18 protein-coding genes are annotated in these 25,868 nt (G+C 70.8%); 11 read left to right on the top strand and 7 right to left on the bottom strand.

Annotated features, from left to right (window positions below; genetic code table 11):
- Positions 1-41: 41 nt before the first annotated feature.
- Positions 42-2,945 (bottom strand): CBM35 domain-containing protein, encoded by a 2,904-nt coding sequence (locus tag ACQPWU_RS33340; protein WP_433428808.1) that lies wholly within the window; start codon positions 2,943-2,945, stop codon positions 42-44.
- A gap of 123 nt (positions 2,946-3,068) precedes the next feature.
- Here ACQPWU_RS33340 and ACQPWU_RS33345 point away from each other — a divergent pair, with 123 nt between their 5' ends.
- The 6 genes from ACQPWU_RS33345 to ACQPWU_RS33370 all read left to right on the top strand — a co-directional run bounded on the left by ACQPWU_RS33345 (position 3,069) and on the right by ACQPWU_RS33370 (position 10,533).
- Positions 3,069-3,653, top strand: coding sequence for a hypothetical protein (locus ACQPWU_RS33345; RefSeq protein WP_433428810.1), 585 nt, complete (start codon positions 3,069-3,071; stop codon positions 3,651-3,653).
- Between the two features lie 18 nt (positions 3,654-3,671).
- Complete coding sequence (locus ACQPWU_RS33350; RefSeq protein WP_433428812.1) at positions 3,672-4,406, top strand: hypothetical protein; 735 nt, start codon at positions 3,672-3,674, stop codon at positions 4,404-4,406.
- A gap of 7 nt (positions 4,407-4,413) precedes the next feature.
- The gene (locus tag ACQPWU_RS33355) at positions 4,414-5,700 is read left to right on the top strand and encodes an ABC transporter substrate-binding protein (RefSeq protein WP_433428813.1); all 1,287 of its coding nucleotides are present in this window, start codon (positions 4,414-4,416) and stop codon (positions 5,698-5,700) included.
- Positions 5,700-6,635: a carbohydrate ABC transporter permease gene (locus tag ACQPWU_RS33360; RefSeq protein ID WP_360695603.1), complete on the top strand. Its 936-nt coding sequence runs from the start codon at positions 5,700-5,702 to the stop codon at positions 6,633-6,635. The genes ACQPWU_RS33355 and ACQPWU_RS33360 overlap by 1 nt, the downstream gene beginning before the upstream one ends.
- A gap of 64 nt (positions 6,636-6,699) precedes the next feature.
- Complete coding sequence (locus tag ACQPWU_RS33365) at positions 6,700-7,530, top strand: carbohydrate ABC transporter permease (protein ID WP_433428816.1); 831 nt, start codon at positions 6,700-6,702, stop codon at positions 7,528-7,530.
- A gap of 105 nt (positions 7,531-7,635) precedes the next feature.
- Complete coding sequence (locus ACQPWU_RS33370) at positions 7,636-10,533, top strand: DUF7507 domain-containing protein (RefSeq protein ID WP_433428819.1); 2,898 nt, start codon at positions 7,636-7,638, stop codon at positions 10,531-10,533.
- 39 nt (positions 10,534-10,572) lie between these two features.
- Here ACQPWU_RS33370 and ACQPWU_RS33375 read toward each other — a convergent pair whose 3' ends face one another.
- From ACQPWU_RS33375 to ACQPWU_RS33390, 4 genes are read right to left on the bottom strand one after another with little or no spacing between them, the layout of a single operon-like run.
- Positions 10,573-11,418, bottom strand: a complete 846-nt coding sequence (locus ACQPWU_RS33375) for a carbohydrate ABC transporter permease (protein ID WP_433428821.1) — start codon at positions 11,416-11,418, stop codon at positions 10,573-10,575.
- Entirely contained in the window at positions 11,411-12,448 is a 1,038-nt protein-coding gene (locus ACQPWU_RS33380; protein ID WP_433428824.1) for a carbohydrate ABC transporter permease, read from the bottom strand. Before ACQPWU_RS33380 ends, ACQPWU_RS33375 begins: the two co-directional genes overlap by 8 nt.
- A complete protein-coding gene (locus ACQPWU_RS33385) occupies positions 12,445-13,692 on the bottom strand; it encodes a sugar ABC transporter substrate-binding protein (RefSeq protein WP_433428827.1) in 1,248 nt (415 codons plus the stop codon). The genes ACQPWU_RS33380 and ACQPWU_RS33385 overlap by 4 nt, the downstream gene beginning before the upstream one ends.
- 36 nt (positions 13,693-13,728) lie before the next feature.
- Positions 13,729-14,754 (bottom strand): LacI family DNA-binding transcriptional regulator, encoded by a 1,026-nt coding sequence (locus ACQPWU_RS33390; RefSeq protein WP_433428830.1) that lies wholly within the window; start codon positions 14,752-14,754, stop codon positions 13,729-13,731.
- A gap of 152 nt (positions 14,755-14,906) precedes the next feature.
- On the opposite strand from ACQPWU_RS33390, the gene ACQPWU_RS33395 reads away from it, so the two are divergent.
- Together ACQPWU_RS33395 and ACQPWU_RS33400 are read left to right on the top strand one after the other, a co-directional pair.
- Positions 14,907-17,285, top strand: a complete 2,379-nt coding sequence (locus ACQPWU_RS33395) for a glycogen debranching N-terminal domain-containing protein (RefSeq protein WP_433428832.1) — start codon at positions 14,907-14,909, stop codon at positions 17,283-17,285.
- Positions 17,286-17,376: 91 nt separating this feature from the next.
- Positions 17,377-18,420 carry a hypothetical protein gene (locus ACQPWU_RS33400; RefSeq protein ID WP_433428834.1) on the top strand — a complete coding sequence of 348 codons (1,044 nt, stop codon included), beginning with the start codon at positions 17,377-17,379 and terminating at the stop codon, positions 18,418-18,420.
- Positions 18,421-18,458: 38 nt separating this feature from the next.
- Here ACQPWU_RS33400 and ACQPWU_RS33405 read toward each other — a convergent pair whose 3' ends face one another.
- The gene (locus tag ACQPWU_RS33405) at positions 18,459-19,403 is read right to left on the bottom strand and encodes an NAD(+)/NADH kinase (protein ID WP_433428836.1); all 945 of its coding nucleotides are present in this window, start codon (positions 19,401-19,403) and stop codon (positions 18,459-18,461) included.
- A gap of 46 nt (positions 19,404-19,449) precedes the next feature.
- The gene (locus ACQPWU_RS33410) at positions 19,450-23,277 is read right to left on the bottom strand and encodes a S8 family peptidase (RefSeq protein ID WP_433428838.1); all 3,828 of its coding nucleotides are present in this window, start codon (positions 23,275-23,277) and stop codon (positions 19,450-19,452) included.
- A gap of 115 nt (positions 23,278-23,392) precedes the next feature.
- On the opposite strand from ACQPWU_RS33410, the gene ACQPWU_RS33415 reads away from it, so the two are divergent.
- From ACQPWU_RS33415 to ACQPWU_RS33425, 3 genes are all read left to right on the top strand, one after another.
- On the top strand, positions 23,393-24,343 hold the full coding sequence (locus tag ACQPWU_RS33415; RefSeq protein ID WP_433428840.1) for a LuxR C-terminal-related transcriptional regulator: 951 nt from the start codon (positions 23,393-23,395) through the stop codon (positions 24,341-24,343).
- The gene (locus ACQPWU_RS33420) at positions 24,340-25,296 is read left to right on the top strand and encodes a helix-turn-helix transcriptional regulator (RefSeq protein ID WP_433428842.1); all 957 of its coding nucleotides are present in this window, start codon (positions 24,340-24,342) and stop codon (positions 25,294-25,296) included. Before ACQPWU_RS33415 ends, ACQPWU_RS33420 begins: the two co-directional genes overlap by 4 nt.
- A gap of 156 nt (positions 25,297-25,452) precedes the next feature.
- Positions 25,453-25,815: a cupin domain-containing protein gene (locus tag ACQPWU_RS33425; protein WP_433428844.1), complete on the top strand. Its 363-nt coding sequence runs from the start codon at positions 25,453-25,455 to the stop codon at positions 25,813-25,815.
- Positions 25,816-25,868 lie beyond the last annotated feature (53 nt).

Raw genomic sequence — 25,868 nt, forward strand, 5'->3', positions numbered from 1 at the left:
GGCGAAGGCGGGCCGGGTGCGACGTCGTACCCCGGCACGTGTCAACCCAGCGAGATCCGGTCCAGGTCGGGCGCGGCGGCCGTGTCGTTGTGGATCTTGATGGTGTTGGCGCCGGCCTTCAGGGTGACGGGCACGGACGTGGTGTAGGGGGTGTTGTTGCCCACGCCGCTCACCTTCACCTCGACCGGCGTCCCGCCGTTGACGGTCACGAAGTACGACCGATCTCCGTTGACCGTGAAGTCGATGAACAGCGTGTACTGGCGGGCCTCCGGCACCACGACGTCCTCGAACAGCACGTAGGCGTCGGGGGCGCCGCCGAGGTTGCGTACCTTCTGGCCGCCGGAGCAGGGCGAGCAGCTCGTGATGCCCGCGCTGCCGAGCTGGTTGCGGGAGTCCTCGGCCTCGCGCACGAACACCCGGTCGGCGGGGCGCGGCCGTACCCGCACCTGCCTGGTGACCGTGTTCGAACGGCCCAGCACCTGGAACGCGGCCGTGATCGGGATGTCGGCCGGCGTGACGTCCTGGCCCGGCGGCGAGGTGAGGGTCCACGTGCCTTCCAGCGTCTGCCCGAGCCGCAGCGTGCCCGCCGTCGCCGGAGCGCCCTCGACCGTCCAGCCCGCGGGCGCGACCGGGGCGAGCCGCACCTGGTCGAGCGCGTCGTCGGCGTCGAGGCGGAGCTTCGCCGACACCTTCATCGACTGCTGTCCCGGGCCGGCCCACTGCAGGCCGCCCGGCTCGACGGTCATGGTCGTCTTGGGCACGTACGAGGCGGGCGGCAGCGGCGCCACCGCGAGGCGGTCGACGCCCGGCCCCTTGGCCGCGTCGCTGGACAGGGTGATCGTGTTGGCCCCGGCGCGCAGCGGCACCGGCAGGGCGGTGGAGAGCGGCACGTCCGTGTTGTCCCCCGGGACCTGGACCTCGACGGGAGCGGCGCCGTTGACGGCGACCTTCAGAGAGGTGGCCGCGGCCGCCGTGTGGTCGATCTGCAGCCGGTAGTCGCCCGCCGCCGCCACCGTGACGTCGCGGTAGCTGATCGCGTTACGCGAGCCGCCGCCGAGCCCGGCGACCTCCGCCCGGCCTGAGCACGCCTGGCACGGCTCGACCCGCGCCGCGCCCGAGCGGTGCTGACGCTCGGCCTCCAGCGGCACCGGGTCGCCGGAGGAGACCGGGTAGTCGTACGCGACCCTGATCTCGTCGATCTGCAGCTCCTGGTAGAAGCGCGGTGCCTGCGCTCCGGCCCAGGTGTTGAGCACCTCCAGCTTGATGTAGCGGGCGCGCTGCTCGCCGAGGTCCACGAACTGCGTGCCGCGGGCACTGCGCATCGCGCCCGTGCGGACGGGCCTGCTCCAGTGCCGGCCGTCGTCACTCACGTAGACCCGGTAGTCCTTGATCCGCGCCGAGTCCTCGGGGCGGCCGAACGTCTCTCGCGCATACGTCGGCGACCATTCGCGCTGGCTGACCGCCAGATACGCGGCCTTGCGCACCCTGCCGAGATCCAGTGTCACCGACACGGGGAGCTTCGCGCCGCTGTCCCAGTAGACCTCATGGCTGCCGTCCACGAGCGCCCCGGCCGGGTGACCGTCGCGCGAGGAGGAGGCGGTGGCCTTGAGCGCGGACTGGTCGTAGAAGTGCTGCTGCCCGGCCGTCTCCACCTTGAAGACGGTGTCGTAGGTGTCCCACTTCGTGATGCCGAGGATCGTCAGATGGCCGCCGGACTGGCTGAAGCGCATCCGCTCCCCCGTGCGCAGGTCGCTCACGCCGGTCACGCGGTAGCCGTTGTCGCGCAGCCGTACCAGGTCGGTGCTGGGCCTGGTCACCACGTGCACGTACTGGACCCTGCCGGTCGACGGCGCGCCGCCGCGCTCGACGGTGACGACGCCGTGCGCGCCGTCGTTCCAGAAGCCCGGCTGCATGCCTCCGTACATGTAGCCGCCGCCCTCGGTGCCCTGCAGGGACGCCTTGATCGGCGGGACCCAGGTGGCCATGAAGTCGTTGAACTCCTCCTGCTGGGGCGGGAATCTGCCGTTGACCATCGGGGTCTCGGCCATCAGCGACTTCATCGACGAGCCGGCGTTGGTGACGTAGCGGCCGGTGCTGAGCCGGAAGTCCACGGGGTGGCTGCCGCCGTCGTACCACCAGTCGCCGGTGGTGGGCAGCTTGTAGTCGGCCTCGACGAGGCGCGGCATGGGGGTCCAGGCGGCCTGCGGGTAGTCGTAGGCCGGGGTCATGCCGGTCTTCTGCTCGTTGCTGACCGTGTCCATGATCGGGGTGTCCTCGTTGTTGTTGCTCAGCAACCAGGACGGGCGCTTCTCACGGATCTGCTCGTAGAGGTGGTTCTGCTCCCAGTACTCGTTGTCGTTGTCGATCCAGAACCCCGCCAAGTCCGGATATTTCGCCATTACCTCGAAGAAGAGGTCATAGCTATACATGCCGAATCCGGCACGGGTGGTCAGATCGACCTGCCGGCCCTTGTAGGCGGAGTAGGCGGCCGAGTCGAGCGTCTCGACGCCCTGCTCGTTGTGCCACTGGGGATCGTCGGTCATGTAGAGCATGACCCGTACGTCCTTCGCCTTCCCGGCGGTCACGAGCTCGCCGAGGAAGTCCCGCTTGGTGCTGCACGAGCCGGGGATCTCGGACGGCCACGGCCGCGCGTAGCCCAGCCTGCTGTGGAAGGCGGCCAGGACGATGTACGAGGCGCCCAGCTTGCGGGCCTCGTCCACCCAGTAGTCCGGGCTCCAGCCGCCTCCCGTGACGTCGCCTTCCCAGGCGGCGCAGTCGAGGTGGCGTGGAGCGGTGAACATGCCCCAGTGCAGGAACAGCCCGGCCGTGGAGTCGCGTAACCACTGCTGCCTCGGGTGCTGAATCTCCGCGCCGGCGGGCGCCGCGCCGAGGCTCACGATCACGGCGAGGACCAGTGCGGCAACGAGAGTGCGTCGAAGTGCCATGGGCAACCCCCTCCAGACATCCGATGAATACAGCAGCCACAGGCCACGGTCAAGGGTCTTGACGCACTAACGCACGAAGTGATCCTATGACCGGTGATAGGAAAGTTTCCTAATGGAGGGTCGATGCGATTACTCACCGCGACCGCTCTGACCGCCGTGCTGCTCCTTCCCGCCCTCCCTGCTTCGGCCGACCCGATGGAGTCGGGGCCGTGGACCGAATACTCGCCCACGTTCACCGTCCAGGAGCGGGGCTGCGGCGACGTCAGCGACCTGACGTTCAAGCTGACCTGCTCGACCGGCAGCGGCGACCAGCGGGCCGAGCGGCGCTACGCCACCTACTCCAGCGGCACCCGCCAGTTCGAGGGCTACTTCAAGATCACCAGCCTGCCCGGCACCCGGATCAGCCTGAAGCAGACGTTCAAGACGACCGGGCCCTTCTTCATGCTGGCCGTCGAGCGCGGCGGGCGGCTGTACGCGGTGCACGGCGGCGACACGATCGCCACGGGCGCGACGATCGGCACCACGGTCCGCGTCAACACCGTCCACGTGGTCGGCAGCGTCCACCGCACGTACATCAACGGGTCGCTGAAGCACACAGTGTCCAGCGAGAGCGGCAGCTTCTACGACAAGTTCGGCGCGTACCGGACGGCCAGCGGCCAGGGGCCCGCCACGGTCGAGTGGAGCGGCATTCGCTTCTGGCGTAAGTAGGGGGCGATGAGGGCCCGGATGGCGTTGGTGCTGATGGCGTCGGTCCTGGTGGCCGCCGCGTGCGCGGCCCCACGGCAGGTGCAGCAGGAGCGGCGGCAGCGGCAGGAGCCGCCGGTCCGGCTGGAGGCCGAGCTCGTGTCGCCGACCGACATCACGCTGCGCTGGCAGGGCCGCGATCCGGGCGCCGCCGGGCACGTGATCGAGTTCGCCACCGAGCCCGCGGGGCCGTACACGATCCTGGGCTTCCTGCCGCCGGAGCAGACCACGTACACCCATCCCGACCTCATGCCGCGGACCACCTTCCACTACCGGCTGCGGCCCTACTACGGCGCGGCCTCGGCGCCGGTCGACGTGACGCTCGGCCGCGGGCCGTACCCGGCGCCCGACCCCCGCTGGGCCGAGCCGCGTGTGCTCCCGGGCGGGTCCCCCGGGACGTGGCCGGTGGGCGGTGAAGGGGCCGCTCCCACCAGTCTGAAGGCGACGGTGACGCGGGCCGGCGGCATCGCGTTCCGGTGGGCCGACCAGGCCCGCGACGAGGAGGGCTTCCTGCTGGAGGACCGGCCGGCCGGCTGGCCCGACTACCGGGTGACCGCCGTGCTCGCGCCGGACGTCAACGCGTTCGGCCTGGTCACCCTGCCCGAGGAGCGGCACGCGTCCTACCGGGTGCGTGCCTTCCGCTACGGCCCGCCGTCGAACGTCGTCCACCGGACGACCGGCGACGACACCCCATCCCCCACCACCGAAGAAGACTGAGCTCACCATGAACAAGCTGTCCGTGTCCGGTGCGATCGCACTGGCCGTCACGTTGGCGCTGAGCGCCTGCTCGAGCGGTACGCCCGGCACGTCCGCCGCACCCTCGAGCGGCGGCAAGCAGAAGGTCACCTTCCTGGTCTTCCCGTCGCCGAACCTGCCGGAGTCGTACTGGAAGGCACAGGTCGCGCTGGTGACGAAGGCCAACCCCGACCTCGACGTGGAGCTCGTCGCCGCGCCGTCCGAGTCCGAGCGCAACGACTACGCCAAACAACTGGCCGCGTCGGGGCAGCTGCCCGACGTGCAGATCGGCATGCAGGACCTGATCGCCCTGGAGCCGAACCTGGCGACCTGGACCGAGCAGGAGCTGAAGGACTTCATCTGCCCGACGTGCGGCGCGGTCAACGGCAAGGTGCTGCAGCTGCCGGCCAACACCCAGACGATCCCCAACGTCTACTACAGCAAGAAGCTCTTCAAGAAGGCCGGGATCGCCGCGCCGCCGAAGACGTACGCCGAGCTGCTTGCCGACGCCGAGAAGCTCAAGGCCGCCGGGATCACGCCGTTCGTGAGCGGCGGCGTGTTCGTCACCTCCCAGCCGTGGACCGCCATCCTGGCCACCGACCTGTACGCCAAGACGCCCGACTGGATCGCCAGGCGCCGCGCCGGCCAGGTGACGTTCGCCGGTGACCCGGCCATGAAGGCGGCCACGCAGAAGTTCGCCGACCTCGCCGCCAAGGGCTACATCGACAAGCGGCAGATCGGTCAGGACTACCCGAAGACGCAGGAGGCGTTCCTGGCCGGCAAGGGCGCGATGTACCCGATGGGGAGCTGGTTCGCCGCCGCGGCCGACCAGTCGGACATGAAGGACGACATCGGCGTGTTCGCCTGGCCCGGCGACGACGGGAGCCTGCACCTGCCGGCGTTCACCGGCGGCGGTCTGTCCGTGAGCGCCACGGCCAAGAACATGAGCGCGGCGAAGAAGTTCGCGCTGGCCTTCCAGCTCACCAAGGAGAACCTGGACGCCTCGGTCAAGGCCGACGCGCTGTTCCCGGCCATCAAGGGCTACACGCCGCCGTCCACCACCGGCCCGGTCTTCAAGGCCGTGTACGACCTGTGGCAGCAGGCGCTGCAGCAGAACGCGACCGTCCCGGCGTTCAGCTGGGAGGCGGGCGACGCGGCGATGCTGCCCGGCATGCAGGGCAAGTTCTGGTCGAGCGCGCAGGACCTGGTCAGCGGCAAGAAGACGACGGACCAGGTGCTGGCGTTCCTCGACACCGAATGGGAGAAGAGCGGCTGATGGCCGTCAGCACCACCCAACGCAGGCCCGGCGCGCTCGCGCGCCATGGGAGCAGGCGACCGGCGCGGCCGGGCCTGTGGCACTTCCTGACCTTCGCGGCGCCCGGAACGCTCGTCTACACGTGCCTGGTGCTGCTGCCGATCGCCATGAGCGTCGGCTACAGCCTCACCAACCAGGCGCTGCTCAGGCCGAACACGCAGTTCGTCGGGCTGCGCAACTACGCGCTGCTGTTCAAGGACGAGACGTTCCTGAACTCGCTGCGCGTCACCACCATCCTGTCGCTGATCGTGGTCATCGTCCCGAACGTGCTCGGCGTGGCCATCGCCGTCATCCTCGACCGGCGCGGCTGGCTCTACAACGCGCTGCGCAGCGTCTTCTTCACCCCCATGGTGATCAGCTCGGTGGTCATCAGCGTGATCTGGACCCGCGTGCTCGCCGACGACGGGCCGGTCAACCAGGGGCTGCGTGCCCTGGGCGTCAGCGAGCCGCCCGGCTGGCTGTCCGACCCGGACATCGCCCTCTACTCGCTGTCGTCCATCGTCTGCTGGCAGATGCTGGGCTTCTGCGTGGTCGTCTATCTGGCCGGGTTGCAGGGGGTGCCGCAGGAGCTGGCCGAGGCGGCCGCGATCGACGGGGCCGGGCCGCTGCGGCGTTTCTGGAAGGTCACCTGGCCGCTGCTGGCCCCCGCGCTGACCATCAACACGGTCGTGCTGCTGATCTCCGCGTTCAAGATCTTCGACCACGTCAAGGTCATCACGAACGGCGGCCCTGGCACTGGCACGACGGCCAGCGTGGCGTTCGTCGTCCTGCAGGAGGGGTTCGTGGAGAACCGCACCGGCTACGCCTCCGCCGAGGCGGTCGTCATGCTCGTCATCATCGCCGTGCTGTCGGTGGTCACGCTGCGGATCCTGCAGCGCAGGGAGGTGCAGCTGTGACCGAGCGGAGCGAGGGCACCAATGGGCACGGTGGTTCGGTTACAGGACCGACGAAGGAGGGCCTATGACCGGTTCCCGGCTTCCGTGGGTGCGCCCGCTGGTCGCGCTCGTCATCGGCGCCGTCTTCTTCATCCCGCTCTACATCGCGCTGATCAACGTCTTCAAGGCCAGTGGGCAGGTCGCCCGCGACACGATGTCCCTGCCTGCGCCGCCCACCCTGGACAACCTCGTCCGCGTGCTGACCGACCCCGACAGCCTCTTCTGGTCCTCGCTGCGCACCAGCGTCGTGGTCACCTCGCTGTCGATCGTCATCCTGACGCTGCTGTCGGCCATGCTGGGCCACTACCTGGCGCGGCACGACCAGTGGTGGTCCCGGGCCGTGATGGTGCTGCTGCTGTGCGGCCTGATGATCCCGCCGCAGGTCATCCTCATCCCGGTCACGCAGGTGCTCAAGTCGCTCGGGCTGATGTCCACGCTCCAGGGCCTCGTCCTGTTCAACGTCGGCTACTACGTGCCGTTCGGGGTGTTCGTCTTCTCCGGGTTCATGAAGGGGATCCCGCGCGAGCTGGAGGAGGCGGCCGCGATCGACGGGGCGACGCGGTGGCAGACGTTCTGGCGTGTCGTCTTCCCGCTGCTGCGGCCGGCCACCGCCAGCGTGCTGATCTTCCTCGGGGTGTGGATCTGGAACGACTTCCTCAACCCGCTGATCATCTACGGGCCCCGCGAGGGCACGACGATCATGACGGGCGTGTACAAGTCGCTCGGCCAGTACGCCGCGGACTTCGGCGGCATGTTCGCCCTGATGTTCCTGGCCACGCTGCCGATCCTGGTCTTCTACCTGCTGCTGCAGAAGCAGTTCGTCAAGGGGCTGACGGGCGGCGCGACCAAGGGCTGAGTAGGGGCTACTCATGCGAGATCTCCCCGCGCGAGGGAGCATGATCGTCGGTACTGCCGACACGACGCCGACGCGCGGGGGAACGACATGTACACAAGAGTTCTGGTGGCCTTGTTACTGGTCGCCGGGGGCCTGCTCGGGCTCCCGGCCGCTCCCGCCTGGAGCGCTCCGGCCACGCAGCCGGTGACGGTGCGGATCATGTCCGTCGAATGCGAGCACTGCAGGAATGAAGGGCTCGAGGACGCCGGCATGAGCGCCCCTGACTTCTATGCGAAGATCACCATCGGCTCCGACACGTTCACCACTCCCCGGGCCCCCGACGACCAGACGCAGGTCTTCCTGCCCCAGGGGTGGACGATGACCCGCCAGGTGTCCACCTCGCTGGCCTCGGTGGACATCTCGGTCCAGATCTGGGACTTCGACCCCGCCCCCGACCCCAACGGCGACGACCTGGCCGACTCCTCTCCACGCGCCGGCGACGCCACCACACGGTTCAAGCTCGACCTCGTGGACGGCGACGTCTCCGGCGACCTGACCTCGTCCAACCAGTGCCTGCTCGGCAACGGCGAAGAGGACCAGCCGCCGGTGCAGGTCTGCTTCGACGTCCGGCCGTACTCCTTCGAGGACAGCGACGGCGACAGCTTCACCGACTATGCCGAGTACCGCGGCCTCGACTTCAACGACGACGGCACCATCGACCTGCACCTGGAGCAGTACGCCGACACCAGGCGCCGTGACCTGTTCGTCGAGATCGACTGGATGAAGGGCGAACAGCCGGGCCAGGCCGACCTGAACGCCGTGCAGCAGGTGTTCAACGCAGCGCCGGTCACCAACGACCTCACCGGCGCGACCGGGCTGGCCCTGCACGTGATACCCGACGAGGAGGTGCCCTGGGCGGAGAGCCTGCGCTTCGACGGCGACAACTCCGAATTCGACGCCCTGAAGTGGGGCGCCTCAGACAAGACGTGCGCGCACGGTGGCGAGGACGGCCACTTCGGCACCGCGGCCGACCGGGCCAGTCCGCTGTGCGAGCAGGTCCTGCTGTTCAAGCGGCTGCACTTCCGGTACGGCATCTTCATCCACGGGCTGAGCCCCGCGACCGTCACCGACAGCAACGGCAAGCAGCGCCCCAACCTCACCACGGGGATGGCCGAGCTGGACGATCGGGGCAGCAACGACTTCGTGGTGTCGGTCGGCCGCCTGGCGGCGAACGTCGACGTCAACCGCTACAACGGCATCGGCGCCGTCCGGCAGGCCACGCTGCTGCACGAGCTGGGCCACACCTTCGGCCTGGGCCACGGCGGGCGCACCGACGACGGCCGCCTCGACTCGATCAACTGCAAGCCCAACTACTTCAGCGTCATGAACTACCCGCTGCAGTTCGCCACCGCCTCGACTCTGGCTGACGACCAGCAGCTCGACCCCAACCGGCCGCTCGACTACCAGCGCGTGCAACCGGACACGCTGGTGGAGAGCAACCTGGATGAGACGAAGGTCCCCGGCGTCGGCGGTGCGGGCAACCGCCGGGTCATCTGGGGCGGCGGCCCCGACAACCGGTGGTTCCACGACCCAGCCAACGGGCCGCTCAACTGGCGGGTGGACTTCCTGCCCAGCCCGCCGAACCCACCGGACACGCCAAATCTGGAAAAGTCGGTAAATGTCGACATCAATCGCATCCCCTCCTTCGACGGCTGCGCGGACCATTCCGCAGGGCAGACACTGCTCAGCCATACCGACTGGGACCGCCTGGTGTACGACTTCTCCTCGAGCCGCTACTTCGCCGAGGGCTCCCAGGGCCCATACCTGCAAGAGATCTCCGGTGATGACCTGCAACGGCTGCTCGCCGCCGACCTGAACGTCACCAAGACCGTCGACAAGGCGGACGCCGTGCCCGGCGATCAGCTCACGTACACGGTGAAGGCAGGCAACAAGGGCCCCAGCACCGCGACCGCCGTCTCCCTCACCGACACGCCACCCACCGGCGCGGCCGTCACCCGTGACCTGCCCGACCTGCCCGCGGGGCAGAGCAACGAGCAGACCTTCACCTACCTGGTCCCCTGTACGGTCACCGACGGCGCCGTGCTGACCAACACCGCCAAGGTCACCGGCAAGGACGCCTCCGGCGGCGCCGAGCCCGAGCTGCTGCTGGGCGACGACACCGCCACCGCGAAGACCACCGCCCACGTCCCCGTGCTGACGCTGACCAAGACGGCGACGCCCAGCGCGCACGCCGGCGATCCCCTCACCTACACCCTCACTTACCGCAACACCGGCTCGGCGCCCGCCACGGGCGTGGTCGTGACCGACACGCTGCCGGGCGACGTCTACTACAGCCAGGCGCTCGACCAGGGCACGGGCCCCAAACCCGCCGAGGTCGTCAAGGGCGGCGACGGCACCACGACGCTGCGCTGGAAGCCGGGCACGGTCGCCCCGGGCGCGACCGCGACCATCAGCTACACCGCGCGCACGAGCCTGCTGACCACCGGCGGGACCGTCGTCGCCACCCGCGCGACGCTCGAGTACGGCGGCGCGGGCGACTGCGAGTATCCCGGCGTGACGGCCACGGCCGGCTCGACGGTCACCGAGCAGCCGCCCGGCCGCGACCCGCGCGCGCAGCTCGCCTGGGCGCTGCACCAGAGCGACTGGACGCCCGACCTGCTGGCCCGTGTGCAGGCGACCGACCAGCGTTACGACGGCGCCGACGGCTCGACCCCTGACGGGGCGCTCTCCAAGGCCGAGGTGGGCGCCGCCTTCACGCTGCCGCTCCTGCAGCCCAGGCTGCTGCGGGCCGAACTGCTGACCACGTACCTCAACCTGTCCGACCGGCGGATCAACGCGGCCACCAGGATCGTCTCGGTCCCGGCCGGCCTGCTCGACCTGACGACCACAGGCCAGGCCGCCAGGTACGCGCAGTCCGCCCTGCAGGCGGCGGACGCGCTGCGCGAAACCAAGGTGACCGTCGTGCTGAACGAGATCAACCTCAACCTCAGCGAACGCTACTGACTGAGCTTGCTGACCGCCGGGGGCAAGCGCCCCGGGCGGTCAGCCCTTCTCGGAGCCCTCGTTGGCGCCGCGCACGAAGTACCGCTGGAAGACCACGAAGACGACGGCCACCGGAATGGTCGCCAGCAACGCGGCGCCCAGCTTGAGCGGGTACTGTGTGCCCTTCCCCAGCGACCCGCTCACCAGGTCGGCCAGCCCGCGCGGCAGCGTGAACAGCTCCGGGCTCTGCACCGCGACGAGGCTGTGCGGGAACTCGTTCCAGGTGCCCTGGAACGAGATGATGGTGAGCGTCAGCAGCGCGGGCCGGGCCATCGGCAGCACGACCGACCAGTACGTGCGGAAGACCCCCGCCCCGTCCACCCGGGCCGCCTCCTCGACGCCGGCAGGCAGCGACTCGAAGAACTGCTTCATGATGAACACCCCGGCCGCGTCCGCGATGACCGGCAGGATCAGCGCGGTGTAGCTGTCGTACATGCCGAGCTGGTTCAGCACCAGGAACTTCGGGATGAACAGCACGACCCCCGGCACCGCCATGATCGCCACAATGGCCGAGAACAGCGCGCGCCGGCCGGCGAAGCGCAGCCGCGCGAGCGCGTAGCCGGCCATGGAGTCGAGCAGCACGCGCCCGGCCGTGACCACCACGGTCACCAGCAGCGAGTTGCCCAGCCACAGCGGCAGATCGGTGTTGACGAACACCTTCTCGTAGCCGCCCATCGACAATGGGCCGGGGATCGGCGACAGGGGGTGGGCGGCCGCGTCCGGCTCGGTCTTGAAGGAGGTGGCGATCTGGATGACGAACGGGTAGAGGAAGACGAGCGCGAAGAAGATCAGTACGAAGTAGCCGGCGAACGTGGAGGCCAGCGAGCGCGCGTTGTCCTTAGCCATGGCGGAGACTCCCGGTCCTCTCCCTCATCACCCAGCGCTGGACCAGGGTCAGCACCACGATGATGGCGAACAGCACGAACGAGATCGCGGTGCCCGAGCCGTACTCGAAGCTGCGGAAAGCCGTCTGGTACGACAGGAACGCCGGAGTGAGCGTGGTCTTGGCGGGATTGCCCTGGCTCATCACGTAGATCTGGTCGAACACCTGCCACGTCGAGATCAGACCCAGCGTCAGCACCAGGAACAGGGTCGGCTTGAGCAGCGGCAGCGTCACGTACCGGAAGACCTGACGGCGGCCCGCCCCGTCCAGCATGGCGGCCTCCTCCAGCGACACGGGTATGTCCTGCAGCGCAGCCAGGAACATGAGCATGAACGTCCCGGACGTGGTCCAGACGACCAGCATGATGATGGTGGTCATCGCCACGCTCGGCCCCGACAGCCAGTCCCACCACGACAGCCCGAACGGCCCGCCGCTGGTCAGTGCCTCCGGTGGCGCCTCAGGATCGACCAATCCGACGGCGCCCAGCAGCAGGTGCAGCAGGCCGCGCGAGTCGGCGAACCACTGGGGCCCGTCGATGCCGAGCAGGCTCAGCATGCCGTTCACCGCACCGGAGTTGGCGAACACGAACAGGAACACGACGCTGATCGCCACCGAGCTGGTGACCGAGGGGAAGAAGAACGCGGCGCGGAAGAACGTCCTGCCTCTGAGCAGCCGGCTGTTGACGATCAGGGCCAGGCCGAGCGCCAGCACGGTCTGGACGGGCACCACGATGGCCACGTAGTAGACGTTGTTGCGGACGCTCGTCATGAAGTCCTGCCGGGCCAGCCCCTCCTCGGTGAACAGGCGGGCGTAGTTGTCCACGCCGGCGAACGGCACGCCGCTCCGGAACGGGCTGCCCTGCCCGTTCCAGTCGGTCAGGCTCACCCAGAACGCCATGAGGATCGGCGCCAGCATGAACAGGCCGAGGATCACCACGACGGGCGCCACGAACAGCCAGCCCGCGAGGTTCTCGCGTGTCTTGCGTGCGGTCATGACGTGCCGAGCGCGGCCTGGATGTTCTTCTGCGTCCGCTGCAGCAGCGTCTTGGGCGCGGTGGTGGCCAGCTGCTGGAGCCCGGTGTCGAAGTCGGCCAGGACGCTGTCCATCTTGGGGGCGTTCACCGGGCCCTGGGCGTAGTCGGCGCCGTTGACGAAGGGAGCGTCGGCGGGGAACTCGCTGGTGTAGGCACTCTTGGCGGACTGGCGTGAGGGCATGACGCCGAACGCCTTGGCGAAGGACATCTGCTGGTCGGCCTTGGTCATCGCCTCGACGAACGCGATGGCCTGCTCCTTGTGCTTGCTCTTGGCCGAGATGCCCCAGCAGTTGGTGAACGACAGCGTGCCCTTGCCCTTGGGGCCGGCGGGCAGCTCGTGGACGGCGTACTTGATGTCGGGGAAGTCCGCCTTGAGCGCGCCCTTGATCCAGTTGCCCTCGATGGTCATCGCGACCTTGCCCTTGCCGAACGCTTCGCCGCCCCAGCCCGCGTCGAGCTGGTCGGGATACCTGGCCAGCTTGGCCGACACCAGGGAGCGAACGTAGTCGAGCGCCGCGAGGTTCTGCGGGCTGTCGGCGGTGGCCTGCTTGCCGTCAGCGCTGGTGAGCCAGCCCCCCGCCTGCACCATGAACGCGCCGACGCGGTCACGGGTCGGGCCGATCGCCAGCGGGGTGATGCCCTTGGCCTTGAGCTTCTCGCTGACCGAGGTCAGCTGCTCCCAGGTGGTGGGCACGTCGGCGTCGCCGAGCCCCGCCTTGGACCACAGGTCCTGGTTGACGATCAGGGCGAGGGTGGAGAAGTCCTTGGGGGCGCAGTAGAACTTGCCGTCGCGGGTGAACGCCGTGCGCAGGGAGGGGTAGAAGTCGTCAGGCTGGCTGATCTTGTCCCCGTACGGCTCCAGGGCGCCGACGCTGGCGTAGTCGGCGAAGCGGGAGGCGTCCACGTAGAACACGTCCGGCGGGTTGTCACCGGCGAAGGCCTGGCCGAGCTGCTGGGCGAGGTCCTGGGCGGGCGTCACCGTCGCGCCCGCCCCGGCCGAGGCGGCCCACGTCTGGGCGGCCTGCTTGACGGCGGCGGTCTCGGCCTCGCCGGAGGAGCCGATGAGGATCTGCAGCGTGACCTGGCCTCCGGTCTGCTGGGCCGGGCTCGGCTTGTCGTCGAAGCCGCTGCCGCAGGCCGACAGCAGGAGTGATGCGCAGGCGAGGCTGCTGAGCGTGGCGGCGCGACGGGTGCTTGGCGTCATCGGTGTGGTCCTGTTCTCGCGTCGGGGGGTGGGGGGTCAAGCGGACTGGCGGAAGGTCAGAGTGGGGGGCAGCAGCACGTGAGCGGACGGCGGTTCGGCGTCGGGGCTCTCGAGGATGCGGGCGAGCAGCTCGACGCAGGCCGCCGCGGCCTCGGCGAGCGGCTGGTGGACGCTGGTCAGGCCGACGGCCTTCGCGGCGGGCGTGTCGTCGAAGCCGACCACGGCGACGGGCCGGTCGGGTTCGCGGGCCTGCAGCGCGCCCAGGGCGAGCGAGTCGCTGGCGCACACCAGGGCGGTCACCTCGGGATCCGCCCTGAGCAGGTCGCGGGCCGCGCCCTCCCCGGCGGCGATGCCGTCCTCGACCGCCCGCTGCAACCCGTCGAGGCCCGGGCCACCTGCGCGGGGCTGACCCTCGGGGACGGCCGCGAGCGCGCGGGCCCATCCTTCCCGGCGGTCGTCGCCCACGCCCGAGCCCGGCGGCCAGCCGATGAAGCCGATGCGCCGGTGACCGGCGGCCAGCAGGTGGCGGGTGGCCGCCTCGGTGCCCGCGGCGCCGTCCACGTCCACCCACGGATGGCGGGCGTCGGGCAGCTCGCTCCATGGCCGGCCGAAGGCGACGAACGGCAGCCCGCGCTCCAGCAGCCAGGACGCGCGGGTGTCGTCGTGATGCGTGGCGGTCAGGACGAAGGCGTCCGGCTTGTAGGCGCCGAGCAGGTCCTCGTACGTGGCGATCTCCGAGCGGTCGTCCGCGGCGGTGTAGAGCAGGATCCGGTACCCCTCCTGGGCCGCCGTCTCCGTCAGGCTGTGCAGGAAACGATCGGCCCACGAGCCGCTGATCCCGTCGCCGTCGGGCTCGATGCCGATGGCGATCAGGCGAGAGCGGCCGGTGCGCATCTGGCGGGCGGCCTGGTTGGCGCGGTAGCCGAGCCGCTCGATCACTTCAAGGACGTGCTTGCGGGTCTCCTCTCGGACCACTTCCGGGCTGTTGAGCGTGTTGGACACCGTCTGGCGCGACACGCCCGCCACCCTTGCCACGTCGGTGATCGTCACCTTTTCCGCCATGAAGCGCCTTTCGAGGGGTTGAACGTTCAAAGTCTGGTGAGGCATGATTTGATCGTTCAAAAGTTAGCGGAGTGTTTCGAAATCTGCACCCCCGGCGTCCTCCTGTCAAGACCCGGTGGTGATCATTGACCTAACCCCAAGGGGGAGTCGTAGTGCTTCAGCCGCTGCTGCACGATCTGGTCAGCACCGTCATGGCGCCGGCCAGCGCGCTGAGCGACGCCGACGGCCAGATCCGCCCGGCCGGCGTGCAGGGACTCTTCTGCGCGGACCGCCGGGTGCTGTCCCAGGCCCGGCTGCTGGTGGGCGGGCGGGAGCCGGAGTCCGTCGGCCACGCGCCCGACGGCGCCGGCCGTGCCCGCTTCGTGTCCCTGGCCCGCTGGCTCGGCGACCGCACGGCCGATCCCACGGTCCGGCTGGACCGGCTGCGGGAGCTCGGGCCGTACGGGATGAGCGAGCAGATCGAGATCATCTCCACATCGTCGTCGCCGGTGACGGCCACGGTCACGGTCGAGCTGTCGTGCGACTTCGCGGCCATCGAAGCGGTCAAGTCCGGCCGCTCCGGCCGCCCCGCGCGCGCGACCGTGGCCGGAGCGGGCCGCCTGACCTGGCGCTCCGGCACCACCCAGGTCACCGTCACGGGCCACGGCGCCGAGGCGCTCGTGGCGGGCGGCGTCCCACGGCGGTTGAGCGACGGCACCGAAGCCCGGACGGGTGACGGCGCGCGTGCGGCGAGAGGCTCCGAGGTGGGAGGCGGCGGCGCGAGAACAGCACCGGCCGGGCGCACCCCAGCGGGCGCGGCGGAAAGCGTCGGGGGGCACATCCCCGACGGCCTTCCACTTGCGGCCGACGACGGCGCTCCGGCGACCGGCCGCTCCGAGGCCCGGTCGGGCGACGGCGCCGAGACGAGCAGCTTGGGCGACGCTGGGGCGGAGGCGGGGGGCGGTGCCGAGGGGCGTGGCGAGTCGCTCGCGCCAGTAGCGGGTGGGGTGTGCCTGCGGTGGGAGGTGAGTCTGCCGCCGCGTGGCCGGGTGACGTTGCGCTGGGAGCTCGCCGTGGAGGACCCCGCCGCGGTCGTCGTGCCCCCCACCTCCTCCCTCGAATGGAGCCCGCCGCGCGTCACCGCCGACGACCGGCGCATCACCAGGCTGCTCGACCAGTCGCTCGAAGACCTGAGGTCGCTGCGGCTGGCCGAGCCGGGCGCGTCCGGTGACACGTTCCTCGGGGCGGGAGCGCCCTGGTTCCTGACCCTCTTCGGCAGGGACAGCATCTGGGCGGCGCGCATGCTGCTCCCGCTCGGCACCCGCCTGGCCGCGGGCACCCTGCGCGTGCTGGGCCGCCGCCAGGGGCGGCGCCTCGACCCGGAGACGGGTGAGGCTCCCGGAAAGATCATGCACGAGCTGCGCAGGGAGGCGTTCGACCTGGCGGGCCAGGACGGGCGGCTGCCCGCCGCCTACTACGGCACCATCGACGCCACCCCGCTCTGGATCAGCCTCCTGCACGACGCGTGGCGCTGGGGCATGCCGCCGCGCGAGGTCGAGGCGCTGCTGCCGAACCTGCGGGCCGCGCTGGGCTGGCTCGCCGACCACGCCGACCCCGATGGGGACGGGTTCATCGAGTACGTCGACGCGAGCGGCCGCGGCCTGGCCAACCAGGGCTGGAAGGACTCGGGCGACTCGGTGCGCTTCCACGACGGCCGTCAGGCCGAGCCGCCGATCGCGCTGGTCGAGGTGCAGGGCTACGCTCACCAGGCCGCCCTGCACGGGGCCGCCCTGCTGGACGCCTTCGGCCTCCCGGGAGCGGCTCGCTGGCGCGAGTACGCCGCGGCGCTGGCCGAGCGCTTCCGCGCCGCCTTCTGGGTCGACGGGCCTGAGGGCCGCTTCCCGGCGCTCGCCCTCGACGGCGACAAGCGCCCGGTGAACGCCCTCACCAGCAACATCGGCCACCTCCTCGGCACCGGCCTGCTCTCGCGGGAGGAGTCGGCCCAGGTCGCCGGCCTGCTGGCGTCTCCCGGCATGGCGGAGGGATTCGGGCTGCGCACGATGTCGTCGCGTGAGGTCGGGTTCAGCCCGCTGTCGTACCACTGCGGATCCGTCTGGCCCCACGACACGGCCATCGTCATCGCCGCCCTGGCCAAGGAGGGCTTCGACGAGCAGGCGGTCACCCTCGCCGAGGGGCTGCTGGCGGCGGCCGAGTCGTTCGGCTACCGGCTGCCGGAGCTGTACGCGGGTGACGCCCGGGACCAGGTGGGCCGACCGGTGGCGTACCCCGCCGCCTGCCGCCCCCAGGCCTGGTCCGCAGCCGCCGCGGTCACCATCGCCCACGCGGCCCTGGGCCTCTACCCCGACGTGCCGGAGGGCCGGGCGCACGTGCGCCCGCTGTCCGGCGCCCCCCTGGGAGCGCTGACGGTCTCCGGACTGCGCGTGGCGGACACGGAGATCGAGGCGGGAGTGGCCCACGACGGCACCGCCACCGTCGCCGGTTTGCCCACGGGCATGCACCTCGTGCGGGAGGAGGCTCCCGAGATCCGGTGACACGCGACCCGGTTCATGCGTCCGCGTGGTTCGCCTGGACGTCAACCCATGTTCACAAACGGGTAGCAACCAGCCCATAGATTCGAATCTCGTGAAATTTGATGACAAACCTGCTGTGCTTTCCCGGCGTTCCCTTCTTGCCGGCGCGCTCTCCGGAGCCGGTCTCACCGTGCTGGGCGGCACCGCCGCGCAGGCGGCCACCGTGCGGAGCCGGAGAACGCCCCGGGTCCTGATCGCCACGAACGAGCCGTGGGGCACCTACCACGCCGCCCCGCTGCTGCCCGAGGCGCGGCGGCAAGGGTGGGAGATCACGCAGTTGGTGCCGGATCTGTCCGGGATCAAGCCGGGCGATCCGGTGCCGGTGGTGACGCCGGACCAGGTGCAGAGCGCCGACCTGCTCGTCGTGACGGGCGCCGGGGACTGGCCGGCGGAGTGCGCCGCGCGGTTCCGGAAGCTGCCGTTGATCGCGAGCTCGCTGGCCTACCAGCTGCCCGTCGAGGCGCCCCGCGCGAAGGAGTTCCGCGACCGGCTCAGGGCTATCACCGCGTCCTCGCCCGCCGAGGCCAAGGTGTTCGACGACTACCTGGGCACCCGCCGCCCGATCACGGTCGTGGGCACCCCGCAGACCGACGACCTGCCCAGGCACTCCCCCGAGCCCGGCACCGTCCTGGTGCTGACCAGCGTGACCAAGTCCAGCAGCACCGGCGGCTCCGCCCCCGGCACCGAGCTGCTCCTGGCCGCGGCCGGACGGCTGGCGGCGGCCGGCAAGCACATCCTGGTCGGTCTGCACCCGCGCGAGGACCGCTCGTTGTGGGAGCAGTACGAGATCAGCTCCGTGCCGTCGGTCCAGGCGTCGGCGCGGGCCGAGGCCGCCATCGGCATCCCGGGGACGGTCTTCCCCGTGGTCGCGGCCGTGGGCGTCCCGCTGGTGGGCTGCACGGATCCAGGCCTGCGGATCCCGGATTACCTGCTGAGCGTCTGCTCGCACACGATCACCACCGCGGACGAGGCCGTGACCGCCGTGGCGGAAGCCAAGCCGGTGTCGCGGGAAGTGCTGTATGAGGCGGTCGGACCCGTCGGCGGCTCGGCCCGCCGCCTGCTCAAGGTCTGGCGGAAGGCGGGCATCCGCGTCTGAGAGGAACCCCGGTCCTGCCCGTCAGGCGTGTGCGCGGGTCAGCGCGGGTCTTGCGGGAAGGTCTGGCGCAGCCGTTCGGCCTGTTCGCGGAGTGGCTGGGGGATGAGCTCCACGAGCTGGTCCGGCCTGAGCGGCAGGTCGAGCAGGCTGAGCTTGACCCGGTTGCGCTGGAGGTGGGTGTCGGCGTCGAACCGGACGATGTCCACTGCGTCGGTACGCAGCCGTACGGACAGCTCGGCCCCCGGCTGGAGCGGGTCGGCGGAGGTGCCGTCCACGGAGAAGAGCATCGGGACGTCCCCGGACGGGTTGCGCAGGACGACGTGATCGTCCTTGCCGAGGATGACCGGCCGGCTGATGCCGGACATCGGGGCGACCGGGGTCAGGGCGAAGGCCGGGGCGGACGGCGAGATGACCGGGCCGCCCGCGGCGTAGTTGTAGGCCGTCGAGCCGGTCGGGGTGCAGGCGATCACCGCGTCCCCCCGGTAGTAGCCGTGCCGCAGCCCGTTGACCTCGAGATCGAGCGTCAGGCTCGACAGCGGCTCGGCGGCGGTGACCACGATGTCGTTGAACGCGGTGACGTCGTCCGCCTCCAGGCAGCTGTGCGGTTCGAGGGTGTAGCGGCCCTCGGCCATGCGCTCGAGCGCGGGCTCCAGCTCCGACGGGGCGACCTCGATGAGGAAGCCCAGGTGGCCGTGGTTGACGCCGAGCACCGGCACACGGCGGCCGACCACCAGGCGCATCGCGCCCAGCATGGTGCCGTCGCCGCCGAGGCTGATCACGCCGTCCACCACGTCGACGAACTCCTCGTCCGGGACGGTGACCACGTCGGGCCCGACCCGCTCGGCGTCGCACTCCCTGGCGATGACGGCCGCTCCGGTGCGGTGCGCGAACCGGATGATCACCTGTACGGAGTCCAGGACCGGCCGGTCCGGGTGCACCATCAACCCCAGAGTGAGGTGCCGCTGGTCTGAGGAGCTCTTCACGAAGAGGCCCCTACCCAGCAGGAGCGTCAGCGCCCACTGCCACGAGTCACTTCAGGCCGTATGCCCGGTGGACGGTCTGCTCCACGGTGTTGCCCTCGGCGTCCGTGGCCTGGGCCCTGAGCCCCACCGCGCCCGTGGTGCCGGCCGGCTCGGGAGGCGTGATGGTGGCGCGGCCCGAGGCGGAGACGGGGACCGGCGTCCAGTGGGCGCCGTCGTCGAACGTGACCGAGAGCTTCAGCGCGGTGAGCTTCGCGTCCGGCACGCCATAGGACCCGTGGTAGCCGGTGACGGTGATCCGGTGCGAGGTGCCCGCCTTGAGCCGGTTGTCCAGGTCGAGGGGCACGTCGTAGCGGAGATTGAGCCGCCTGACCGGCTCGCACGGCGCCAGCTTGCCCGTGGCGAGCCAGGCCAGGCAGAGCCCGTCGTCCGTCGTGGTCATCCCGCCGGTCGGCCGCTTCGAGCGGAACGTCCACGCGGTCTCGACGTCCTTGGCGTACAGCTGAGACGGGTTGGGGGTGTGGAACTTGTCGGTGAGCCGGTAGGTCGTGTCCGCCTCCGGGAGGGAGAACGTCGGCACGATGATCGCGAAGATGGCGAGCACGATCGTGCTCTCGACGAGCGGGATCTCCTGCCCGTCGCGGTACAGGTGCATCTCGTCCTTGCCGCCGTGCGTGGCGCTCTGGAAGTTCGCGTTGTACGCGAACGCCTCCTGGTGGTTCGGCATGGGACCCATGATCGGCAGGGCCGCCAGCCAGGTGTCGTTCGTGCGGCACGGGAAGCACTGCGCGGTGCCGGATTTGAGCACCGCGTCGGAGACGACGACGTTGCCGGGCACGCGGGGCTGGATGCCCCACGCCTCGGTGCGCGAGCCGGCGGAGGCGAACAGGTCGATGGCGGTGGCCGTCAGCGCGCGCTTGGTGTAGTAGTCGGTGCCCTCGTCGTAGGTCGTCGTGTTGGTACGGGTCCAGATGACGTCCGGCGAGACCGGCCCGACGTACTCGGTCAAGGTCGTCCGCGCCCGCACGGTGTGGTCCATGGACCACGTCCCGGCGTACCTGCCCGGCCGGGTCAGGAGCGTCGCCGAGGTGCTCAGCCCCACGGTGCCGGGCCGGTCGGCGTGGAAGCGGTCGTCGATCCGCTCCAGGTCGCGCGTCTTGATCGAGTAGCCGAGGTCGGCGGGGACCCGGCCGCGCTCGGGCAGCATCAGCGAGTACAGGTACGGCGTGGTCGCGACGCCCTCCGCCGTCACGGTGACCGGCCGGCGCCCGGCGAGGGCGGCCAGCGCCCGGCCCTGCGTGGCGGTCAGGCTCATGGTCGGGATCGGGTACGTGGGCCAGCTGCCCGCCGGGTCGAGGAAGGCCCGGTTGACGGCCCCGTACCCCAGGACAGCTACGGCGCCGGCCTGCTGGGCGGCCTTGACCCGGTCCAGGGCGTTGCCCGAGCACGCCATGGTCGGGCAGAGGTCCTCGAGGTTCAGCAGGACGAGTTTGCCGCGCACGTCCAGGGCGCTGAAGTCGGTGCCCTTGCCGGCGTAGACGAGCGGGAGCCTGGCGCGTCCGTCGAGCTTGGGCGTCTCCGGGTTCACGTTCAGGTAGCGCGGGGTGAGGTCGGGACCGCCGGGCACCTTCATGCGGATCGCGGGCGCGCCGAGCTGGAAGCGGCCGGTGAGGTCGAACGCGCCCTGCGTGACCTTGCGGGTGGACAGCATCACGTAGTTGTGCAGCCCGTACGCGGGATACAGGGACTGCACGTCGACGTAGGCGACGCCGTTGGCGGCGGTGCGGCGGTAGGCGTACTGCGAGAGGTGGACCTCCGAGTCGCGCGGCGTCCCCACCGACACCTTGCGGGCCTTGCGCAGGTCGAGCGTGACCGTGGTGTCCTTCGTGACCTCGACCTGCGGGTCGGAGGGCAGCGACTGGACCCACTCGCCGTCCGCGCCGCGCCAGGCCAGGGCGGTGAGCACGGTGTAGGTGCCGGGATAGACCTGGGCCTCGGTCTCGGCGCCGGAGGCGGGGGTGTAGGAGTACTGGAGGTCGTCGCGGTCGTCGGTCCGCATGAACATCCACGGGATCGCCGTGGGGGCGGTGGCTCCGTCGGGCAGCACGACCCGGGCCCGCACGGTGACCTTCCGCGGCTCGACGAACGCGCCGACGGCCGTGTTCACCTGGACGTCGCCGCTCGAGGCCCGCACGTAGCCCTCGTACCAGGTGTCGGGGCCGGCGGGGTCGAACGTGACCGCGACGGGCGCGGTGCCGTGCGCGGGGACGGTGACCGTGTCGTGGTCGAGGGTGAGCGTGCGGGCCTGCGGATCTCCTCGGTGCGCCTTGACGCCGGTGCTCAGGGTGAGGGTCACCGGCTGGTCGCCGTCGTTGGTGTAGGTGAGGGTCTTGGTGACGGGGCCGCTCTGGGGCGAGGGCAGGAAGCCGAAGTCGACGCCGCCGGAGCCGCGTACCTGCTGCTTGACGGCGCGGGCGACGTCGACGCGTCCGGCGCCCTCCTCGTAGGCGTCCTGTCCGTCGCCGTGGGCGGTGCTGGTGAGCGCGGCCTTGAGCTCGGTGTCGGTCCAGCCGGGGTGCTGCTGCGCGAGGATCGCGGCGGCCCCGGCGACGTGCGGGGTGGCCATGGACGTGCCGGACGCCGTGGTGTATCCGTCCTCGGCGGGCTCGCCCATGGACGTGCCGGCCGCGCGGGCGGCGACGATGTCCACGCCGGGGGCGCTGATGTCGGGCTTGAGGCTGTAGTCGATCGCGGTGGGGCCCCGGCTGGAGAAGGACGCCAGCGCGTCCGAGCGATCCACCGCGGCGACGGTCAGCGCGGAGGCCGCGGTGCCCGGCGAGCCGATCGCGCGGCTCTTGCCGTCGTTGCCCGCGGCGACCACGAACAGCGCGCCGGAGTCGGCGGTGAGCTTGTTCAGGGCCTGGTCGAGCGGGTTGTCCGGGCCCGGGCAGCAGCCGCCGAGGCTCATGCTGACCACGCGGGCCTGCTGGTCGACCGCCCACTGCATGCCTTCGATGACGTCGGACTCCAGGCCGCTGCCGTAGTTGTTGAGCACCTTGCCGATCAGCAGCGACGCCTCGGGGGCGACCCCTCGGTACTTGGCGCCGTTGCCCGCGATGATGGAGGCGACGTGCGTGCCGTGGCCGTGCCCGTCCTGGGCGCTCTTCTCCGAGCTGAAGTTCTCGGTCGCGGCGATCCGGCCTGCCAGGTCGGGGTGGGTGGCGTCGACGCCGGTGTCGAGCACGGCCACCTTGACGCCCGTGCCCTTGAACCCGGCCGCCCACGCCTCGGGGGCGCCGATCTGCTTGACGCTCCGGTCGAGCGTGACCTGCACCTTGCGGTCGAGCCAGATCTTCGAGGAGGCGGCTCTGACCGTGCTGACCCCGGACCAGAACTGCCCGGCGGCCTTCTTGTCCACCTTGACGGCCACGCCGTCGATGCTGGTGAGGGTGCGTGCCCCGGCGATCCGCTGCTGCGGCCCGTGCTGGACGATCAGGGGCAGGGTGGGGCTCTCCGCGTCGGAGTAGCCGTTGCCCGCCAGGTACGTCACGTCGAACAGGCCCTTGTCCAGGTGTCCCGCCGACACCTCGCCCATCACGTCCGTGGGGTAGACGTAGTACGCGTCGCCCTCGCGTACCGACATGAAGAACACCGGTGTGCCCCCAGGGCGCTGGGCCGGCTCGACCTGGGCCTGCGGGCCGCCGTCCGGGGCGGTGCTGTAGGTCACCACGTCCCCGGTGATCAACGTGATCTTCTTCGGGGACTCCCCCGTCATGCCGGCGACCGGCGCCGGGACCGAGGGGGCGGGAAGTGGGGTCGGCGCGGCCATCCCGGTGGACAGCAGCACCCCTAACGCGACAAGCGACCGGCCGATCATGCGTCTCCTCAGAGATCATCGTGTCCCCGGGAACCATGACAGATGGCAGTAAAGTCGCGAAAGACGATTGAGAGTCCTCTTCCCGCCATGTGCGTAAATAGGACATGCTGTGGTCGTGCTGGAGATCATCGGACTCTCGTACGCCGAGCAGGCCCTGTACGAGGCGCTGGTGGAGCACTCCCCCGCCACGCTGGCCGAGCTGGGGCACGTCGTGTCCACGGCCGCCGGGCTGGAGGAGCTCGGCCTGATCACCCGCCTCCCCGAGGACCCGCCGCGTTACGTGGCGGTCTCCCCCGAGATGGGGCTGGACGCCCTGATCCGGGCGCGCACCCGCGAACTGGCCGCGGCCCGCCACCGCGCCGCCCAGCTCGCGGCCCGCTTCCACCGCTCGGTGCCCGATCAGGACCCGGAGAACGACAGGGTGGAGGTGGTGGTCGGGAAGGAGGCGGTGGGGCGGTGGTTCCGGCGGCTCCAGGAGGGCGCGCGGCGGCTGATCCGCGTCTTCGACGCGCCGCCGTACGCGACCCCCGTGGGCGGCAACGCCGTGGAGTTCGAGCTGCTGGAGCGGGGTGTCGAGTACCGGGCGCTGTACGACAGGCGAGCCATGGAGGTGCCGGGCACGCTCTCGCAAATCACCCGCTACGTCGCGGCAGGCGAGCAGGCCAGGGTCGGCGACGTGCCGGTGAAGCTGGCCCTGAACGACCTCCCCCTGGCGATCATGCCGCTCCGCCACGACCAGCACGTCGTGGAGTCGGCGCTGGTGGTCCACGACTCGACGCTGCTGGACGCTCTGTCAGCGCTGTTCGAGATGTGCTGGGAGCGGGCCGTACCGCTGCAGGTCAGGCACGGGCGCCTGGCCGAGGCGACCGGCACCGCCGACGTACAGCGCGACCTGCTGCCGCTGCTGACCGCCGGGCTGACCGACGCGGCCATCGCCGCGCACCTCGGCTGGAGCGACCGTACGGTACGCCGCCACGTCCGCGCGATGATGGTCCGGCTCGACGCGCGGACCCGCTTCCAGGCGGGCTACCAGGCGGTGGTGCGCGGCTGGCTGGACGCGCCATGAGCTCTCTCGGCGCCATCGGGCTCGCCCCGGACGAGGAGGCGCTGTACGAGGTGCTGCTTGACCGCTCCCCCGCCACCCTCGACCAGCTCGCCGCCACCTGGCCGCGCGCCGGCCTCGAGCCTCTGCTCGCGTCGCTGGAGTCCAGGGGCCTGATCAGCGCGTCCGCCGGGCCCCTCTATACGGCGGTGGCCCCGGAGATCGCGCTCGACGTCCTCCTGCTCGCCGCGGAGCGCGACCTGCTGCGGGTCCGCGAACGGGCCCGCGAGCTGGAGGAGGCGTTCCAGGAACGCGCCAGGGAGCGCACGCCGCCGGTGGTCGTCGAGGTGGTGACCGGGCGGCGGGCGGTCGAGCAGCGGCACGCCCAGATCCAGCGCGCGGCCCGCCAGCAGCTCCGCTGCCTGTCCAAGCGGCCCTACTTCGACCCGCTGGGCAGCGTGGCGGCCCAGCGCGAGCTGCTCGACCGCGGTGTCACCAGCCGGATGATCTACGAGCGGGAGTTCGTGGCGGCGAAGGGGGCGCTGCGGCAGATCGAGGCGATGGTGGGGGCGGGGCAGCAGGCGCGGGTGCTCCCCGAACTGCCGATGAAGCTGTACGTCGTGGACGACCGGCTGGCGCTGCTGCTGCTCAGGCATGAGCCCGCGGACGCGGTGGCGGCGCTCGTCATCCACCCGTCGGGGCTGTTGGAGGCGCTGATCAGGCTGTTCGAGGGGCTGTGGCAGCGGGCGCTGCCGCTGGGCCTGGCGCCGTCCGCGCGCAACCCCGCCCGGGACTCCAGGGACGACGCGCGGCTGATCGCGCTGCTGCTGTCGGGCCTCACCGACGAGGCCATCGCCCGCCAGCTCGGCGTCGGCCACCGGACGGCCGAGCGCCGGATCGCCGAGCTGATGGCCTTCCTCGGCGCCCGCACCCGCTTCCAGGCCGGCGTCCAGGCCGCCCGCTCCCACCGCCCATGACCGCGGTGCCACCGTCCGGCGTTGCGGCCCCTTCGGCACCCTTCCTCAAAGGACAGCAACACCCCTCGAACGGGGCGCCGCCCCACAAGGGCACTCCGCGAGCCGCGGTGGGGCGATCACGGACGGTAAACTGGAGATGACGGAAGGGGGGACGTCATGATCGAGGTCAAGAGCATCGAGAAGCCGGACGAGCGTCGCGACTTCCCCATGGGGCATCTCGAAGTATGCAACCTGGAGGGCCTGAGCTTCGGCGTGGCCACGTTCGAGCCCGGCTGGCGGTGGTCGGAGTCGGTGAAGCCGATCGTCGGCACCGACTCGTGCCAGGTTCATCACAACAGCTTCGTCGTCCAAGGCAGGCTGCGCTTCCGGACCGACGAGGGCGGCGAGGCCGAGGTCGGGCCCGGCGACGTCTTCGTCTGCACGCCCGGACACGACGCCTGGGTCGTGGGCGACGAACAGTGCGTGATCTACGACTTCGCGGGCGGGGCCGCGAAGTACGGCAGGGAGACAACCGGCTGAACACGGCTGTGGCCGGATCGCCAGCCCGTGCGATCCGGCCACAGGTCAGGGGG

The sequence above is a fragment of the Nonomuraea sp. CA-141351 genome (assembly GCF_050944675.1).
Lineage (GTDB): Bacteria > Actinomycetota > Actinomycetes > Streptosporangiales > Streptosporangiaceae > Nonomuraea.